Origin of the sequence: Arthrobacter sp. MYb221, assembly GCF_002979835.1 — a bacterium.
Classification (GTDB): domain Bacteria; phylum Actinomycetota; class Actinomycetes; order Actinomycetales; family Micrococcaceae; genus Glutamicibacter.
In genome coordinates this window covers 277,463-294,676 of sequence record NZ_PCPW01000003.1, presented here as the reverse complement: position 1 = coordinate 294,676, position 17,214 = coordinate 277,463, and the positions used below count along the sequence as shown (strand labels likewise).

The following is a 17,214-nucleotide window of genomic DNA, read 5'->3' as shown; positions in this document are numbered from 1 at the left end:
ATTGACATGAACGCCACAGAGAATGTGTTGCGCATCGAGAACCTGAATGTCGACTTTGTCACGGATGCGGGGGCCGTCCCTGCGGTCCGCGGCGTGGATTTGTCGGTCAAGCCAGGGGAGATCCTGGCCATCGTCGGCGAATCCGGATCGGGTAAGTCGGTGACCGCGCGCACCGCGTTGGGGATCTTGGCGGAAAATGGTGCCTCGCATGGCGCTGTCTACCTGAAGGGCCAGAATATGCTGACCCTCCAGGGGTCCGCATTGCGGGCGGCTCGCGGACGAGACGTGTCGATGATCTTTCAGGAGCCATCCACCGCACTGAACCCGGTGTACACCGTTGGCTGGCAAATCATGGAGGGCATCCGTGCACACACCAAGCTGTCGAAAAAGGAAGCCAAGGCGCGCGCCGTCGAGGCGATGCGCCAGGTAGGCATTCCGGATCCGGAACAACGCGTGGATTACTATCCGCACCAGTTCTCCGGCGGGCAGAAGCAGCGTGTGGTGATCGCCGCGGCGCTGGCGCTGGAACCCGATTTGATCGTGGCCGATGAGCCGACCACCGCGCTGGACGTCACGGTGCAGGCCGAAATCCTGGCTCTGCTGCGGAACCTGCGCGATGAGCTGGGGACCGCAATTGTGATCATCACCCACAACATGGGCGTGGTGGCAGACATCGCGGACCGGGTCATCGTGATGAACCAAGGGCAGATTGTCGAACAAGCAACTTCGCGTGAGCTGTTCGAGAACCCGCAGGACGAGTACACCAGAACGCTGCTGGCGGCCGTACCGCATCTGGGACGCAATTCCGCCTCTGCCGGCCTGGAAGAGCGGCCCCACGCCCAAGCCGAAGTGCTCGTGGAGGCCAAGGGGCTACGGGTGCATTTCCCTGGACGTCTCGGAGCTCCTGGATTCACCGCGGTGGACGGAGTGGATCTGAAGATTCACGCCGGTGAGGTTTATGGACTGGTGGGCGAGTCAGGGTCTGGAAAAACAACCATCGGGCGCAGCATCGCCGGGCTCAATAGGATCACCGATGGTTCGCTGCAGGTGCTCGGCTATGAAATGGCGCAGTTCAAGGAACGCAGCTTCAAGCCGCTGCGCAAGCAGATCGGTTTCGTTTTCCAGGATCCCGCGGCGAGCTTCAACCCGCATCTGACCGTGGGGGAGTGCGTGGCCGAACCGTTGAACGTGCACCGAGAACTGAACCCTTCACAGACTCGGTCAAAGGTCGCTGCGCTCTTGGAATCCGTGCAGCTGCCCGGAGGCTTTGCCGATCGGTACCCGCATGAGCTTTCTGGCGGTCAACGTCAGCGAGCTTCCTTGGCGCGGGCCTTGGCGCTGGAACCTAAGCTGCTGATCGCCGATGAGCCCACGAGCGCGCTGGACGTGTCGGTGCAGGCGAAGGTACTCGAACTATTCCGTGAATTGCAGGCGGAACTAGGATTCGCCGCGTTGTTCGTCTCCCACGACCTCGCAGTGGTTGACCTGTTGGCTTCGTGGGTGGGCGTCTTGTTCCGGGGTTCATTGATCGAGGAGGGGTTAGGCTCCAAGGTGCTTTCCGCGCCGCAAAATGCCTACACTCAGCGTTTGATCGCGTCCCTGCCAGTTCCGGATCCTCGCGAACAAGCCGTGCGACGAAAGATCATTGAAGAATTGAACGGCGCCTAGCCTGGATTCTAGATTTTGCCCCGACATCCTTTTTCAGGTTGTCGGGGCAACGTCACTTAATGGGAAATACACGAGATGACCACGTAAACTAAACATCATGAGCGAGCCGAACACTACTGCCCCTATCGAGGAATTCGACCCGCATGCAAGTTCTCTGCCAGGGGAAGTTGAGCAAGAAGTCCTCGACGAGTTGTACGCCATCCGTGGAAGCATCGATAACTTCGATGCCCAGTTGGTGTATCTGCTTGCCGAACGCTTTAAGGCCACACAACGCGTGGGCCTGCTTAAAGCACGTCATGACCTGCCGCCCAGCGATCTCAATCGTGAAAAAGCGCAGATTCAGCGCTTGCGCACCTTGGCTCACGAGGCACACCTTGACCCGGAGTTTGCCGAGAAGTTTTTGAACTTCATCATCTCCGAGGTCATTCGCCACCATCAGAACATTTCTGACGCGCATAAAAATGACTGAACCAAGTGACGATTTCGCCCGTTCGGATGTCTTCGTCACCTCGTTCTGCCAATTTCCCGGTCAAGATCCGTTGGAGATTCACAAGGTTATCCGCGGGGAACTAGGCGAACCGAATTTGGCGGTTTTCCCGCAATTAGTGGACCGCGGTATGGGTTCCGATGCACTGGGCCGAAGCGCCAGCATGGTCAGCGACATGGGCTTTGACCTGCAACCGCATGGTTGGCGCATCGGGGTCACCGATGGGATTGATGCCCGTCGGGCGCGGAGCTTGTTGCGCAGCGACGAAAACCTCTTGGCTGATGTCATCGGCGCCGAGAAGAAACCAGCGACGCGACTGAAGATTTCGACCCTTGGGCCGTGGTCATTGGCGGCAGGGCTCTACCTGCAGCACGGTGAACGGATCCTGATTGATCACGGGGCACGCCGGGATGTCTTGGAGGCTTATGCCGACGGGGTGAAGCAGCAGCTCCTGCGGATGCGCGGGAGCACCACGATTCAAAGATTTACGGTGCAGCTCGATGAGCCGCAGCTGCCCGCTGTGCTTGACGGCGCATTGCCCACCGCCAGCGGATATCGCACCTTACGCTCCATTCCACGACAGGAGGTGCGCGAGGTTTACTCCCGGTTTGTGCAGACGCTTGCCGAGGTCGAAGGCACGCAAATAGTCGTTAATCTGCCCAGCGCCGATGAGCAGTGGATCAAACGCGTGGACATCTTGCATCAGGCCGGTGTGCAAGGGTATGTGATCGATCCGGCGCGAATGGATCACCGCTCATGGGAGCGCGTCGCAGCTTTGGTGGAAACCGGGGCGCAGATTTACCTTCAGCTACTTGAACCGGGCAAGCGTGCCCCGGGAGTTGTCGACGGGGTGAACAAGGTGCTCCGGCCGTGGCGGCAGCTTGGCCTGCCGTTGACGCAGTTAGGCCAGCTGACGCTGATGCCCGCAGGCACGTTTGCCAACGCGAGTGCAAATCAGGTGGTTGAATGCCTGCAACATTTAACCGGTTATGCCCAAGCTTTGGAGCAAACGCGGGTTGACGCGTAGCGGAATCCTTGATTTGTGCGGTCACAGCACGAAAACGGGGGTGTGTCATGTATCTTAGGAAGAGTGGGGAAAGTAAAAGTACCCGTATAGGCGACGTGGGTGACGCCACTGTTTTCGGTTTCAGGGGGATGTTGTATGAAGTTTCGGATTTTAGTCGTCGATGATGACGAGGCGTTGTCGGAGATGATCGGCATCGTCTTGCAGAATGATGGTTTCGAAGCATCATTTTGCTACGACGGATCCGGCGCAATCGAGGCATTCCGCGAAGCTAATCCCGACCTGGTTCTGTTAGACCTGATGCTGCCTGGAATTGACGGCATCGAGGTCTGCAAGCAGATTCGTGCGGAGTCGGACGTTCCGGTGGTCATGCTGACCGCAAAATCTGATACCGCAGATGTTGTTCGCGGCTTGGAATCCGGGGCTGACGACTATGTGCCCAAGCCCTTTAAGCCAGCAGAGCTGGTAGCGCGCGTTCGAGCCCGGTTGCGCCCGAATGAAACGCATGTGGCAGAAACTCTGACCGTGGGGGACGTGACAATCGATGTCGCCGGGCACCGCGTGACCCGCGCTGGTAATCAGGTCTCCCTCACCCCACTTGAATTCGATCTATTGGTCACCATGGCACGTAAACCGTGGCAGGTCTTCAGCCGCGAGCAGCTCTTGGAAGCTGTATGGGGTTACCGACACGCAGCCGATACGCGCCTGGTGAACGTTCACGTGCAGCGATTGCGGTCCAAAATTGAATTAGACCCTGAAAAACCACAGGTCATTCAGACCATTCGCGGTGTGGGTTACAAGGCTGGTACGGCAAGTTGAGTGAACACGCCACGACCGGAAGCGAGATTGCACCGGTCGAAGTGCGTGCTCAAATTCCTCCGGTAGCTCCTGCATTCTTGAGGGTAAGGCTTTGGGTCAAACGACCTATTGAATGGATTCGGCAGCGCTGGCAGCGCCACCTGATGTATCGCACGGTGATTTCGACCTTGCTCTTTACCTCCTTGGCGCTGTTGGCAGCCGGCGCTTTTTTGTCCAACCAGATTTCCTCCGCGCTATTCAGCGAGCGGTTTAATCAGATTTCAAAAGAATCTGAACGTGGTCTGGCTCAGGCGCGTTCAATTCTTGAATCTGCCTCCACAACCGACCGTGTTTCTACCCAGTCCTTGGTGAACTCGACCTTGGCGACGCTAGAAGGCGACGGAGCCACGGTGATCCGTGACTTTGTGCTCAAACCAATTCCGGTCGCAGGTGATGAAAACCTGTATGTAGGACCCACCGCTTCTGGCTCATTGACTACCCGAGTAGTCCCAGACGACCTGGCCGAAAGTGTGCAGAGCGATTCGGGGATTTTTTGGCGTTCAATTGAGCTTGGCGTTGGTTCGGAGATTCAGCCAGGCATCATCATCGGCACCAAGGTGTTGATCCCTCCGGGCCGTGAATATGGGCTGTACTTGGTCTATGACTTATCCAGCGTGCAGGACACCCTGGAATTCATCAACCGTGCCATGGCCTTTACCGGTCTGGTCTTGTTGCTAGTCGTTGGCTTTATTTCCTGGTCTGTATCCCGCACCGTAGTGCGTCCAGTTGCAGACGCGGCGTATGTATCCGAACGGATTGCCTCGGGCGATCTCGACCGGAGGATGAAGGTTGCTGGCAAGGATGAAGTCGCCAGACTCGGTACTGCCTTCAATCACATGGCGCACTCGCTGCAAGAACAGATTACCCAGCTCAATCACCTCTCGGCCATGCAGCAACGTTTCGTTTCCGATGTTTCCCACGAATTGCGAACCCCGCTGACCACAGTGCGTATGGCCGCTGAGCTAATTCACGATGCTCGCGAGAACTTTGATCCGCTCACCGCCCGTTCGGCGGAGCTCATGTATGAGCAGATTGAACGTTTCCAGAACCTACTCAATGACCTCTTGGAAGTGTCCAGATTCGACGCCGGCGTTGCGGTCCTTGATCGAGAGTCCACCGACCTGAACGTCATTGTACGAAAGGTGATCGACACCGCCACGCCCGTGGCCGATGAATATGGCTCGATTATCCGGTTCAACGCCCCGGCAGAGGGATGCGTGGCGGAATTCGACCCGCGCCGAGTTGAGCGTGTGGTGCGAAACCTCGTGCTAAACGCCGTAGAACACGGCGAACAGAACCCCATCGATATCACCATCGGCCAGAACGAAAGCTCGGTCGCGGTGACCGTGCGAGACTACGGCATCGGGATGAGTCCCGAGGCCTGCAAACATGTTTTCGATCGCTTCTGGCGTGCGGACCCGGCACGTGCCCGGACTACCGGCGGCTCGGGGTTGGGCCTGTCCATTTCAATGGAAGATACCCGGTTGCATGACGGACGCCTGGAAGCCTGGGGAAAGAAGGGCGTGGGCTCGGCATTCCGCTTGACCTTGCCGCGGACCGCGCACGACGCGATTACCTCATCCCCACTTCCATTGGAACCTCCGGTGACGGAAGAAATTCTCGGTCTGCTCGGTGATTCCTTCCCGTTGACCGGTGAGGTGCCGAAGATCGGCTACACGCCGTTGATCTTGGACGACGAAGATATTCTTATCGAGGACGAAATCTTCCCCAAGCCGGTGGATCCATCCGAGAATCCGGGGGAGGGCAAATAATGCGCTTACGGTTGCTGAGAGTTCTAACTATCGTATTTACCGGGCTGCTCATACTTTCAAGCTGCGCCGCCATCCCACGTAATTCGACCGTGCAGAAGATTGAAGCCGAATCCGACCAGGGCGAATCGCAGCCTTTTCGCTTTGATGCCCAAGGGCCAACGGAAGGTGCAGATGCACGCCGTATCGTCGAAGGGTTCGTCGAAGCTGGACGATCGGTCCTCGAAGATTATGCGCTTTCGCGGGAATTCATGACCCCAGAGTTGGGGGCCGACTGGCGCGGGAATACCCGCACGCTGATCTATGAGGCGATGAACGTACTCACCGGTGCCGAAAGTAACCGATACACGGTGCAACTGGAAATATCTGGTGAGGTTGACGCGATGGGTGTTTACACCCAAGAACCAGAGCATTCAACGCGCGCCGTGGACGTGGAACTTACCCAGGTGGATAACCAATGGCGGATTTCCAATGCGCCGGACGGGATCATGCTGGAATCGAGTTCCTTCAGCAAGATCTTCGCTCCGCAAACTATTTATTTCTACGACGCCAGCTACCAATATTTGGTGCCCGATGTCCGCTGGTTTACCTCTGGCGCGGGTACGACGACGTCTATGGTGGAGGCCTTATTGGCTGGTCCGGCGCCATATCTGCAGAACGCCGTCGTTTCGGCCTTTTCTCCGGCAAGTACGCTCGTGCGTTCGGCGGTGCCGGTGCGAGATGGAACGGCGACGGTTGATCTCAGCGCCGAGAGCCTCAGCGATGCCTCTGATCATGCGAAACAGCTCATGCAGCAGCAACTTGAAAAAACGTTATCGCCCTTGTCCTCCGTGAGCATTGTGCGCATGCTTCAAGATGAAACCGAAGTGACCTTGGGCTCGCCGTCGGCAAACTTTGTGCCGGCGCTGATCAATCCGAGTACCCCGGACACACTGATCGCGATTTCCAATGAATCGCTGGTTTACGTCAAAGGACGATCGATCATCCCCGTTGGCGGAGTCCCGGACATTTCGGCGTTCCACCCGCGCCATCCTGCCATGTCAGCGGTGGGGAATCGGTATGCCTTCCTCAATGGCAAGGGCACGCAATTGATGACGATCAGCGAGAGCGGAAGCGTCAGCGTGGCCGCTCAAGGCGGCGCCTTAATCCGCCCCTCGATGGACATCGCGGGCTGGACCTGGACGGCTGACAACACCGCGGAGCATCCGCTGCTGGTGGTGCCCGAAGATGTGGCCGGGCAGGGAGAAGTGCGCCCGATTAGCGTCTCCTGGCTCGAAGACACCAAAATCAGTTCCTTGGCTATTTCGCGTGATGGCGCACGTGCGCTGATCGTGGCCGAAGAGAATGACGAAGCTAAAGTATACGTCGCCGGCATCGTGCGTGACGCCGATGGTGTGCCACGCGGACTGACCGACGAGCCGATGGAAATCTTCCCAGATGTGCCAGTTTCCACCGCCGTATGGGACTCGGATCGTTCAATCATTGTGGCCGAGTTGAGCGCAACCGAACAGGTTGCAGCGGAACAAATCACTTTCGAGCATGGATCTGAACGGTTGGGTCTGCTGCTCGGCATGAGCGGCATAACCTCGGGTGTCGGAGATCGCCGACCGGTGTATGCCGAAACGAGCGAGGAACTTTACACGCGGGTGGGCAATTCATGGCATGCGCTCGATGACTACGCCAAAGACGTCGCATACCCGGGCTGAATTCACAATTGGTGAGACATCTTCCAGCGCAAGGCGGTTGCAGCGACATCCTTGAAGCATGTCACTCCAACGCCGTTCCGCTGGCTTACTTGATGCGCTGGTTCATGCGCGGAGCGCCGGATGGATCATTCACTCGGTGCGCGAGACGCTGAACCTACTTTTACCTACGAGTTGCGCAATTTGCGAGCGTGCGGATTTTAGGCTTTGCCCCGAATGCCGGCACAAGATTCATCAGCAGCTGTTTTTACCACCATTGGGGGATCAGCTGCAGTTCTATATTGAGCTGCCCAGTACGCAGTGGCAGCTGCCGGTCAGCGCCAGCGGTATCTACAGCAACGAACTGGCGCGAGCTATCTTGGCCTACAAGAATCAACAACGTCATTTCTTGGGCCAAGAGTTCGCTCCTTTCCTGGCCGCGGCGATTAATATTGCTTGTCCTCCTAGAGTATTGGGCCAGCCTACGTTGGTGGTTCCCATGCCCAGCTCCGTGCGTGCCCTGAGCACGCGCGGTTATCGACCAGTAGAGGTCATGCTGAAAATGGCACAGCGCCAGAGGCTGCTCGGGGAGCACACTCGGACCTCACCGGTACTTCACTATCGTTTCCGTCAGCTTCTTGGTGGGCAGCAGAAGAGCAAAGCTGGGCCCGCGCGGCGAAGCGGTGACTCGCGGCTGATTGCGGAAATTCCGAAGTATTCGGGACAGCCGATAATTCTCGTCGACGACGTCACGACCACGGGGTCCACCCTTCGCAGTGCGGCGCTGGCTTGCTTTGAAGCAGGCTACGACGTGATTGGAGCCGTGGTTCTCGCATTCACAAAACCACCTAGCGATGACGAGGACTAGCCGATTTCGCTGAACGCGATATGAAATCTGGCTGTTTGGTACTTGAATCCTGCCGGATGTGGCATAGGGTGAAGTATGGGTTGCATCACAGATGCAGCGAAGGCCCATCTTCAGCCTTTGGGGGAGGAAAACCCCGGGCTGTTGTGTCACCCGACTCCCTATTGGAGGACACCATGGAGCTGAATTACAGCGGACGTAATATCACCGTCTCGGATCGATTCCGTGAGTACGTTGACGAGAAAATCACCAAGGTCGACCAGCTGGCCAGCAAGATTCAGCGCATCGATGTGAAAGTCGTCAAGGAAGCACACGCCCGCAACCAGAGCACCGCGCTTAGCGTCGAACTGACGGTCGTTTCACGGGGCCCCGCAATTCGTGCGGAAGCTCGCGGAGCAGATAAATTTGCGGCGTTCGACATCGCATTCGCAAAGCTCCTCGAAAGATTGCGCAAGGCACGGGATAAGCGGAAGGTTCATCGTGGAAACCATGCGCCAATCGCTGTCCACGAGGCGACTAGCTCGCTACCCGTAGCTCCAAGCGACAAATCTTTGGTGCAGGAGACGCTCGAAGCCCAGGCAAGCGCTGAAGCCGAGGCAAACGCGAAGGAAGCGGAGTATTCGCCGGTCGTCATTCGCCGCAAGGTCTTCCCCGCTGAAGTCATGAGCGTTGATGACGCAGTTGATCGCATGGAACTCGTTGGGCACCCCTTCTATCTGTTTATCGATGAAGCCACCGGCGCTCATTCGGTCGTCTACGGACGTACCCAGTACCAGTACGGCGTCATCACCCTCGACCCGTCATTGGGTGAAAACGACGAATTGCCAACCGAAGTTCGCGGTTACCGCGATAAGGCCCTGGCTAACGAGGGCTAATCATTAACAACTCTCACGACCTGGGCGGTCAACGCACTCTGGGCTTATCTCAAGCACGAAGAATTGCGTTGGCCGCCCAAGGTCTGTCTCGACCACGCAAGCAGACCAAGGTTTCCAAGCGCCACCTTGTGGGGGTTCTTGACGCAATCGGGCAATTGCAGATTGACTCGATAAACGTCGTCAGCAGGGCGCACTATGTTCCATTGTTCGCTCGACTTGGTCACTACGACACCCAACTGCTGGATGCCTTGGTGTCGCAACGGCATGGACCGGCAACCGAATACTGGGCACATGAGGCAAGCTATGTGCGTAGCGAGCTCGTGGCAGATCTCGTGCCCTGGCAACGCCGGCGCTGGGTTGATCGTTCGGAACAATTCGATGGCGATTTGAAGGACCTGAGTGCCCGGGTAATCGAGCACCTCTCGTTGCACCCGGGTACTAGCGCACGCCAGCTCAGTGCCTCGCTGGGAGTCAATCCCATGAAGGATCGAAACCACTGGGGATGGAACTGGAATGACACCAAGATTGTCACCGAAGCATTATTTGCGCAGGGCAGGATTCTTGCATTGGGTCGAAACACGCAGTTCGAGCGATTATTCGCACTGAGCCAGGATGTCTTGCCGGAGCTGCCGGCGGTCGACCAAGAGCATAAATATCAGGCGCTACGTCGGCTAGTCGTAGAGTCCTTGACCGCTCAAGGCATTGGTACAAAGCATTGCGTTGCCGAATACTTCAGATTGCCAATTCGTGAGGTTCAGGCAGCTCTGGAATCCATGGCTGACGAGGGACTGGTGGAACGCGTGCAAGTTGAACGAGTGACAGAGACGTGTTTCATGATCCCCGGTACGAAGATCCCTCGGAGAATCGCACCGGATCTGCGCTTATTGGCGCCATTTGATTCGATGGTGTTCAACCGCAAGCGGCTGGAACGCTTCTTTGATTTCGAATACCGAGTCGAAATCTATGTTCCCAAAGAGAAGCGTCGCTATGGTTATTATGTTTTCCCAATGCTTTACGGGGAGCGCTTCGTTGGTAGGGTCGATTTGAAAGCCGACCGCGCGAAGGGCGAATTGCAGGTAAATTCGGTGCATTATGAGGCGCACGCACCGAACGAAGTTGCTGCTGCCTTGGAAATTGAACTCGGACGAATGGCGCGCTGGCTTGCCTTAGACAACGTGAAATACAGGCTGTGAACAGCCTGTTAGCGCAGTTCCTATTTGCATGCAGAACACCAAACCGCCCCGGGAAATAGCAAGTTGTGCTGTTTTCCTCACGTAGACTAAAGACGCCAGAATTTACTGTGCTTGAGATATTGGGAGCTACCACGTGGCATCATTGCTAGAACGTATTTTGCGTACCGGCGACAAGAAGATTCTAAAGACTCTTCGAGCTTACGCCGACACGATCAATACGTTGGAAGACGAATTTCGCGACATGTCGGACGAGGAGCTTAAAGCCGAGACCGATAAGTTCCGTGCTCGTTTAGCAGAAGGCGAAACTCTTGAAGCATTGCTTCCGGAAGCTTTCGCGGCCGTTCGCGAGGCCTCAGACCGAGTTCTGGGCATGCGCCACTTCGACGTGCAGCTCATGGGTGGCGCTGCACTGCACCTGGGTAATATCGCAGAAATGCGTACCGGTGAAGGTAAGACCCTGGTTGCGACTGCGCCGGCTTATCTGAATGCCCTGTCCGGTAAGGGCGTGCACGTGGTGACCACCAACGACTTCCTCGCGCAGTATCAGTCGGATCTTATGGGTCGTGTTTTCCGATTCCTCGGCTTGAGCTGTGGTTGCATCTTGTCCAATATGGATCCAGCCGCGCGGCGTAAACAATACGAGAACGACATTACCTACGGAACGAACAATGAATTCGGATTCGATTACCTGCGCGACAACATGGCATGGAATAAGACCGAACTTGTCCAGCGCGGACACAACTTTGTAATCGTCGATGAGGTCGACTCGATTCTGATCGACGAGGCACGTACGCCATTGATCATTTCGGGCCAAGCATCAGGCGACGTGAACCGTTGGTACACCGAATTCGCCAAGATCGTCAAACGCCTCGACCGTGAGGATGACTATGAAGTCGACGAAAAGAAGCGCACCATCGGTGTGCTGGAAGACGGTATCGAGAAGGTCGAAGACTATCTTGGCATCGACAACCTGTACGAATCGAATAACACCCCGCTGATCGGTTTCCTGAACAACGCTATTAAAGCCAAGGAACTGTTCAAAAAAGACAAGGACTACGTCGTTGTCAAGGACGAAGTCATGATCGTCGATGAGCACACCGGACGCGCCCTTGAGGGCCGCCGCTATTCCGAAGGCATGCATCAGGCCATCGAAGCCAAGGAAGGTGTCAGCATTAAGGCTGAGAATCAGACCTTGGCGACCATCACCTTGCAGAACTACTTCCGCATGTACGACAAGATCTCGGGCATGACCGGTACCGCGCAGACTGAAGCCGCCGAATTCATGGGTACCTACAAGCTCGGTGTCGTCGAGATTCCAACAAACCGCCCGGCCATTCGAAACGATCAGGCCGACCTGATCTACAAGAATGAAGTTTCCAAATTCAATGCGGTCGTCGAAGACATCGCCGAACGTCACGGAACCGGACAGCCCATCCTGGTGGGTACCACCAGCGTTGAAAAAAGCGAATATCTGTCGCGGCTGCTCTCCAAGGGCGGCATTCGCCACGAGGTGCTGAACGCTAAACAGCACGCACGCGAAGCTGCCGTCGTTGCCATGGCGGGTCGTAAAAATGGCGTCACCGTCTCCACCAACATGGCCGGACGTGGTACCGATATCATGCTCGGCGGCAACGCCGAGTTCCTGGCCGTCGCCGAAATGGAACGCCGAGGATTGGATCCGGAGAACCATCCGGAGGAGTACAACAAGGTCTGGGACGAGGTCTTTGCGAAAGCCAAGGCCACCGTGGCTAGCGAAGCCGATGAGGTCACTGCGCTCGGTGGGCTGTACGTGCTTGGCACCGAGCGCCACGAATCGCGGCGTATCGACAACCAGCTGCGTGGTCGTGCGGGTCGTCAGGGTGACCCGGGTGAGTCCCGTTTCTACCTCTCGATGACCGATGACCTGATGCGGCGGTTCAACTCCGGCATGGCTGAACGCATCATGAATAATCCGTCGATGCCAGACGAGGTGGCCCTGGAATCCAAAATGGTCTCCAAGGCCATCGAGTCCGCGCAGGCGCAGGTCGAGGGAGTAAACGCCGAACAGCGTAAGAACGTGCTGAAATACGATGACGTGATGAACCGTCAGCGTGAAGCAATCTACGCCGACCGTCGCGCGATCCTAGAAGGCGAGAATATCGACGAGAAGGTCAGCCACTTCCTCGAAGACGTCGTGAAATCCATGGTCAACGAGGTCACTCTGGTTGGCAACCCGGATGATTGGGACCTGAAGCAGCTGTGGACAAACCTCAAGCAGCTTTACCCGATCGGCCTCACTGTCGATGAAGTGGTCGAGGAGGTGCACGGCGTTGGGCATCTAACTCCACAGTTCCTTGAAACCGAGATCCTCTCGGACGCTAAGTACCAGTATGAACTGCGCGAAAAGGCCATCGGCTCCGAGGTCTTGCGAGATCTCGAACGCCGCGTCGTGCTTTCCACGATCGGTCGCAAGTGGCAAGAGCACCTGTACGAGATGGACTATCTCAAGGAAGGCATCGGTCTGCGTGCCATGGCTCAGCGCGATCCGTTGGTTGAATACCAGCGCGAGGGATACACCATGTTCCAGACCATGATGGAATCCATCCGTGAAGAAAGCATCGGAACACTCTTCAACCTCGACGTGCCAGCCGGATCGGAAACGAGTCAGGAATCCTCCGGTGCAGTGGGCGAACCGGCCGTTCCGAAGAACTTGCAGTTCACCGGGCCTGACGAGGACGGCGAAGCCAGTACCCAGGCCAAGCAAGCTTCGAACCCGGCCAAAAAGAACAAGAAAAGTAAGCGCCGCTAAAGCATTTCCACACTGGTGATTTGCCATCGTCCGTGCCATGGCTCAATTCTGAGAGCTACGGCGCGGACGCGGTGTTTAAAGGCCACGATGACCGAGCATTCGTAGGCACCGGATATCGTAGGCCACAAATGCAGCGAACGTACCTCGCCGTGGCTGGTGCCCGGCATCGGCTGGACGGTGTAGCCACCGGTTTGCAGAATTGCCTGCGAACGAAGCTTTTTTACGCATTCGGGGTCCATGACAAAAGCCAATTGGCTCACCGAACGATATCCAGCGATGATCTCGAAGACTGCTCGGGACACCGCATGAGAGAGTTCGACGACGGTCTTGCGCTCGGATGGTGCAATCGCCGGTCGATGAAATATGCGATCCATGGCCAACGAAATTTGCTGTGGCGATCTGTTGGCGCTGGGCTGGCGATGTTCTGCGGTGAAGCGTAGCGGTGTGTTTGGGCAGCTGCCTGCCCTGCTATTTCTTGTCCGGTTGGCAAGCAGCTCTGACTCGATGCTCACGGTGTTTTCCTCCCTAGTCGGTTTTGGGCAACTGCAGTTCGATACCAAGCCGCAGCAGATTTGGGTCCTCCCCGATCACCTGGCGGTTCAACTCATATATTTGCGGCCAAAGCTCGGCAATCTCGGCAGGCGATCCGTGTCTGTTGAGCAAGTCGTTGGCGATGCTCCATAAGGTTTGTCCAGATGCGACGACTACATGATCCGGTTGCGCAGAGGCACTTTTTCGGTCATTCCCGGATCCCAGAAGTCGGTTCATAGGAATGCTCAGTGAGCCAGGAAACCAGCCCGGTGTTGGGATTTCGGTATTTGGCTGTGCTGAGGCAGTTTCTGGGCTGTGTGGCAAAGATGCCAGCTCCCCGGTTTGGTGGTGCGAGATATCCGGGTGAGGAGTCGTCGCGCCGTTGGCAATGCCGGTTCCGGACAGTGCCAACGTTGTTCCTAAGATCGGGCCCACTGCACGGTGAGCCAAGCTTGGGGCCAACCGGATCAACAATTCCAAGAAGCCGCCATGCCCGTGGCGTGCCGCGTTAATTGCCGCGCGCAGGAGAGCATAAAAAATCAGGTACGCACCAAAGAGGACTCCGGTGCCAAGCAGAAATAACACCAGCAAGTTCTGCGACAGGTCGCCAGCTGGATCGAAGTGGGGCCGTGAACGTACGGCCCATTCGGCCAAGGCCAACAGGATGACCAACGTTGCACCAGTCAGCAGACCGACCATGAAAGTCTTCCTTAAGCGGAACATCCATCTCGCCTCTTTTTATGTAATTTGATGCAGTTTGCTATAGTTAGATATAGATGATGACACTTTAATTGATTTTATGGAAGAGGGTTTCCCGAAAAACTCTTCTCTCGTACAGTGGGCGCATGCGATGGGATTCCCTTTTTGAAGATCTTGAGGCCCAGGCCGAAGCCCAACTGGCGGCACAGTTCCGCGAAGAGGTAGCGGAATGTATTCGTATCGAACGAGCTACAGAGCAAATGCATGAGCGCTTGCTTCGGCTTCAAGGATCGGCAGTTGCCCTGAAGCTGGCCGGCGAATACGAAATAAACGCAAGGCTTGGCCCCATCGGTAGAGAATATTTCTGCCTCGAAAATGAAGGCAAGCGTTGGCTGGTGAAGAATTTGGCGCTGCGTTCACTGGAAATGAATCAGATCGGTTCTAACCTCGCAGGGCGCTTATCGCCAGTAAAGTTCTCCACCGTGGTTCGCGGCGTGCTGCGTGATCGCCAACGAACCTTGGCATATGACATCAACGGCAAGCCAATAGCCGAAGGAACCTTGTCGCAGGTAGGTAAAGACTTTCTCATCATTGCGCTTCATCCCAGAGACGATTACGCGCGTGATCGCAGTATCACCGGCTATCAGCTCCTGCCGCTAGATACGGTCGGCTGGGTCCAAGTCGTCGATGTCTAATAATCCACAGGCCCCGGAATAGGTCTTCACACCAACCGAAACTTGTCGTAGGCTCTCGAAACAAGTAGCTAGCGCGGGCAAAGGACAGAGCATGAGCGGCGAACAGAACACCGGCACGACCCGTTCTGCTAGCGCACCGCGAGTAAAGCGACCGACGTGGAAGGACCCGAGATTGGCCCTGGGCGCGGTCCTGGTCGTGGCTTCAGTGGTTGGCACGGTTTATCTCGTGCGCGAACTGAACCACACCACAGAGGTTTATGTAGCCGGAGCAAACATCACTCTGGGAGAAGAACTCTCGACGCAAAATCTTCGAACTGAGAATGTGAAACTCGGGGAATCCGGTGTTCAATACCTCGAAGCGAATCCGGAGCTCATTACCAACGCCCGCGCCAATACCTTCATTGGAGCCGGTGAGTTCATCCCGAACGACTCCATTACGCACAACGAATTGGGCTCCCGCCGGCCAATCAATATTGATCTGCCAGCGGATCTTACGCCGGCGATTACCCCGGGTAGTTTCGTCGATGTATGGATTGCCCAACGTGAAAAGGGCGGTTCGGCGTACGGAGTTCCAGAACAGTTGGCAAGCATGGTGGAAGTCTCTGCACGGGTTGCCCGCGCAGGGGGACTCGTGAATCAAAACGGTACCAATCTGGAGCTGCTCGTCGAACCCGACCATCTCGAGCCATTGCTTCAAGCCTTGGCTAACGAATCGAGAATTATCGTGATCTACAATCCAGCCGGTACCCAGCAATGAGTATCTCGGTGGTGGTCTTGGGAAATGGTGAACACGTTGTCCGCCAAATCGAAGGGTATCGCGGCGAGTTGATGGTCACTCGCGTATGTGAAGATATTGCGGAGGCCGTTGCGGCCTGTGCGGTGGGCGCAACAGACGTGCTGTTGGTGTCCGGTCGGGAGCTGCTGCCGCCACTGGAACAGATCGACGCGGTGATTTCGCAACAAACGGTGCTGGTACTGCTGGACGAAAAACCTCGAAGCGGTGGCACCACCCAAGGAATGCTCGAAGTAATTGAGAGCGTTCCAATGCTGGAGCTAGAACTACTCGTGGTGCAGGCGCTTCGTGAATTGACGCATCCCGATGAGTTAGACGAAGCACAGGTCACCGAGGCCTCCGCGCAAGCGACATTGTCGACCGGAAAAATTGTCTGCTTTTGGGGCGCGGCGGGTGCACCGGGCCGAAGCACGGTGGCGCTGAACTACGCTGTGGAAGCCGCGCTCTCAGGAAAAACGGTGGTGATACTGGACGCCGATACTTTTGCCGCGTCCATTTCCATACAGCTGGGTCTGCTCGATGAATCCGCATCTATCGCGCAGCTTTGTCGCGTGATTGACTCGGGATCACGCGAACCTGCAAGGTTGGATGCAACTTGCTTGAGCGTCGAAGTTGGTACTGCGATACTCAAAGTAGCGACCGGTCTGCCCCGGTCAAGCAGGTGGCCGGAGGTGAGGGCCTCTGCGCTACGTCGTGCGACAAGTGTCTTGCGTGAACACAATGATTTGGTGGTGCTTGATGTCGCATCGCAGGTGGAAATGGACGAACAACTGAGCTTTGACACCCAAGCGCCTCAGCGCAACGCGGTCACCGTGGAGATGCTTCGCTGTTCGGATGAAGTATTTATGGTTGTCGCCGCAGATAGCGTAGGGATCCCGCGCGCCCTTCGAGCGATCGATGAATTGGAAGATCAAGTCCCCGGAGTGAGTCTGCAGATTGTTTTCAATAAACTCGGTGCTGCGAATACCGGGCATAGCCCCAAACGGCGTCTCCTGGAAACCTGGGATCGGTTCGGGCCCAATCATTGCATCGCTGGATACCTGCCCCAAGACGTGGTGAGCTGCAATGCGGCGCTACTAGCCGGATCGCCCTTGGCTGAAATCGCCCCTAAGAGTACATTGCGTACTGAAATACGGGGTTTGCTGGGCATTAAATCCACGGAAAAGAGACGGAAGCGACTGAGTCGTCGAATCGGCTGAAACCTTGAACTTTGGTACTCGAAAACACGGTAGTGTGGTTTCTATCGGAGATCCGCAAAGACGCGGATTAATTAGAACTTCGTTCTTG

15 protein-coding genes are annotated in these 17,214 nt (G+C 56.4%); 13 read left to right on the top strand and 2 right to left on the bottom strand.

Annotation, left to right across the window (positions count from 1 at the left end; translation table 11 throughout):
- The first annotated feature begins 6 nt into the window (after positions 1 to 6).
- The 10 genes from CQ015_RS05850 to secA all read left to right on the top strand — a co-directional run bounded on the left by CQ015_RS05850 (position 7) and on the right by secA (position 13,209).
- The gene (locus tag CQ015_RS05850; protein WP_105552458.1) at positions 7 to 1,668 is read left to right on the top strand and encodes an ABC transporter ATP-binding protein; all 1,662 of its coding nucleotides are present in this window, start codon (positions 7 to 9) and stop codon (positions 1,666 to 1,668) included.
- A 97-nt stretch (positions 1,669 to 1,765) separates the two neighbouring features.
- Positions 1,766 to 2,137: a chorismate mutase gene (locus CQ015_RS05845; RefSeq protein WP_096286604.1), complete on the top strand. Its 372-nt coding sequence runs from the start codon at positions 1,766 to 1,768 to the stop codon at positions 2,135 to 2,137.
- Positions 2,130 to 3,182: a hypothetical protein gene (locus CQ015_RS05840; RefSeq protein WP_105552457.1), complete on the top strand. Its 1,053-nt coding sequence runs from the start codon at positions 2,130 to 2,132 to the stop codon at positions 3,180 to 3,182. The genes CQ015_RS05845 and CQ015_RS05840 overlap by 8 nt, the downstream gene beginning before the upstream one ends.
- Positions 3,183 to 3,317: 135 nt before the next feature.
- Complete coding sequence (gene mtrA, locus CQ015_RS05835) at positions 3,318 to 3,998, top strand: MtrAB system response regulator MtrA (protein ID WP_105552456.1); 681 nt, start codon at positions 3,318 to 3,320, stop codon at positions 3,996 to 3,998.
- A gap of 41 nt (positions 3,999 to 4,039) precedes the next feature.
- Positions 4,040 to 5,809 carry an MtrAB system histidine kinase MtrB gene (mtrB, locus tag CQ015_RS05830; protein ID WP_258133868.1) on the top strand — a complete coding sequence of 590 codons (1,770 nt, stop codon included), beginning with the start codon at positions 4,040 to 4,042 and terminating at the stop codon, positions 5,807 to 5,809.
- Positions 5,810 to 5,898: 89 nt separating this feature from the next.
- On the top strand, positions 5,899 to 7,512 hold the full coding sequence (locus tag CQ015_RS05825; protein ID WP_181148226.1) for an LpqB family beta-propeller domain-containing protein: 1,614 nt from the start codon (positions 5,899 to 5,901) through the stop codon (positions 7,510 to 7,512).
- Between the two features lie 136 nt (positions 7,513 to 7,648).
- A complete protein-coding gene (locus tag CQ015_RS05820; RefSeq protein WP_105552453.1) occupies positions 7,649 to 8,356 on the top strand; it encodes a ComF family protein in 708 nt (235 codons plus the stop codon).
- Between the two features lie 173 nt (positions 8,357 to 8,529).
- Positions 8,530 to 9,228 carry a ribosome hibernation-promoting factor, HPF/YfiA family gene (gene hpf, locus CQ015_RS05815; RefSeq protein WP_105569254.1) on the top strand — a complete coding sequence of 233 codons (699 nt, stop codon included), beginning with the start codon at positions 8,530 to 8,532 and terminating at the stop codon, positions 9,226 to 9,228.
- Between the two features lie 68 nt (positions 9,229 to 9,296).
- Positions 9,297 to 10,421 carry a winged helix-turn-helix domain-containing protein gene (locus tag CQ015_RS05810; protein ID WP_181148227.1) on the top strand — a complete coding sequence of 375 codons (1,125 nt, stop codon included), beginning with the start codon at positions 9,297 to 9,299 and terminating at the stop codon, positions 10,419 to 10,421.
- A gap of 133 nt (positions 10,422 to 10,554) precedes the next feature.
- Positions 10,555 to 13,209, top strand: a complete 2,655-nt coding sequence (gene secA, locus CQ015_RS05805; RefSeq protein ID WP_105552450.1) for a preprotein translocase subunit SecA — start codon at positions 10,555 to 10,557, stop codon at positions 13,207 to 13,209.
- Here the strand turns inward: secA and CQ015_RS05800 are convergent.
- Positions 13,206 to 13,721, bottom strand: a complete 516-nt coding sequence (locus CQ015_RS05800; RefSeq protein WP_105568862.1) for an Rv3235 family protein — start codon at positions 13,719 to 13,721, stop codon at positions 13,206 to 13,208. The two genes, secA and CQ015_RS05800, sit on opposite strands and share 4 nt — an antisense overlap.
- Positions 13,722 to 13,734: 13 nt before the next feature.
- On the bottom strand, positions 13,735 to 14,394 hold the full coding sequence (locus CQ015_RS05795; RefSeq protein WP_146113300.1) for a LysM peptidoglycan-binding domain-containing protein: 660 nt from the start codon (positions 14,392 to 14,394) through the stop codon (positions 13,735 to 13,737).
- Positions 14,395 to 14,585: 191 nt separating this feature from the next.
- Between CQ015_RS05795 and CQ015_RS05790 the strand changes: the two genes are divergently transcribed.
- The 3 genes from CQ015_RS05790 (at position 14,586) to CQ015_RS05780 (ending at position 17,126) form a co-directional block, all read left to right on the top strand.
- On the top strand, positions 14,586 to 15,134 hold the full coding sequence (locus CQ015_RS05790) for a hypothetical protein (protein WP_105568864.1): 549 nt from the start codon (positions 14,586 to 14,588) through the stop codon (positions 15,132 to 15,134).
- A 172-nt stretch (positions 15,135 to 15,306) separates the two neighbouring features.
- Complete coding sequence (locus tag CQ015_RS05785; RefSeq protein ID WP_105552446.1) at positions 15,307 to 15,891, top strand: hypothetical protein; 585 nt, start codon at positions 15,307 to 15,309, stop codon at positions 15,889 to 15,891.
- On the top strand, positions 15,888 to 17,126 hold the full coding sequence (locus tag CQ015_RS05780; protein ID WP_105649571.1) for a hypothetical protein: 1,239 nt from the start codon (positions 15,888 to 15,890) through the stop codon (positions 17,124 to 17,126). The genes CQ015_RS05785 and CQ015_RS05780 overlap by 4 nt, the downstream gene beginning before the upstream one ends.
- Positions 17,127 to 17,214: the final 88 nt, after the last annotated feature.

Excerpts from the sequence above, each read along its gene's own strand:
- CQ015_RS05850 (WP_105552458.1), top strand. The coding sequence starts at position 7 with ATGAACGCCACAGAGAATGTGTTGCGCATCGAGAACCTGAATGTCGAC.
- CQ015_RS05845 (WP_096286604.1), top strand. The coding sequence starts at position 1,766 with ATGAGCGAGCCGAACACTACTGCCCCTATCGAGGAATTCGACCCGCAT.
- CQ015_RS05840 (WP_105552457.1), top strand. The coding sequence starts at position 2,130 with ATGACTGAACCAAGTGACGATTTCGCCCGTTCGGATGTCTTCGTCACC.
- mtrA (WP_105552456.1), top strand. The coding sequence starts at position 3,318 with ATGAAGTTTCGGATTTTAGTCGTCGATGATGACGAGGCGTTGTCGGAG.
- hpf (WP_105569254.1), top strand. The coding sequence starts at position 8,530 with ATGGAGCTGAATTACAGCGGACGTAATATCACCGTCTCGGATCGATTC.
- CQ015_RS05790 (WP_105568864.1), top strand. The coding sequence starts at position 14,586 with ATGCGATGGGATTCCCTTTTTGAAGATCTTGAGGCCCAGGCCGAAGCC.
- CQ015_RS05780 (WP_105649571.1), top strand. The coding sequence starts at position 15,888 with ATGAGTATCTCGGTGGTGGTCTTGGGAAATGGTGAACACGTTGTCCGC.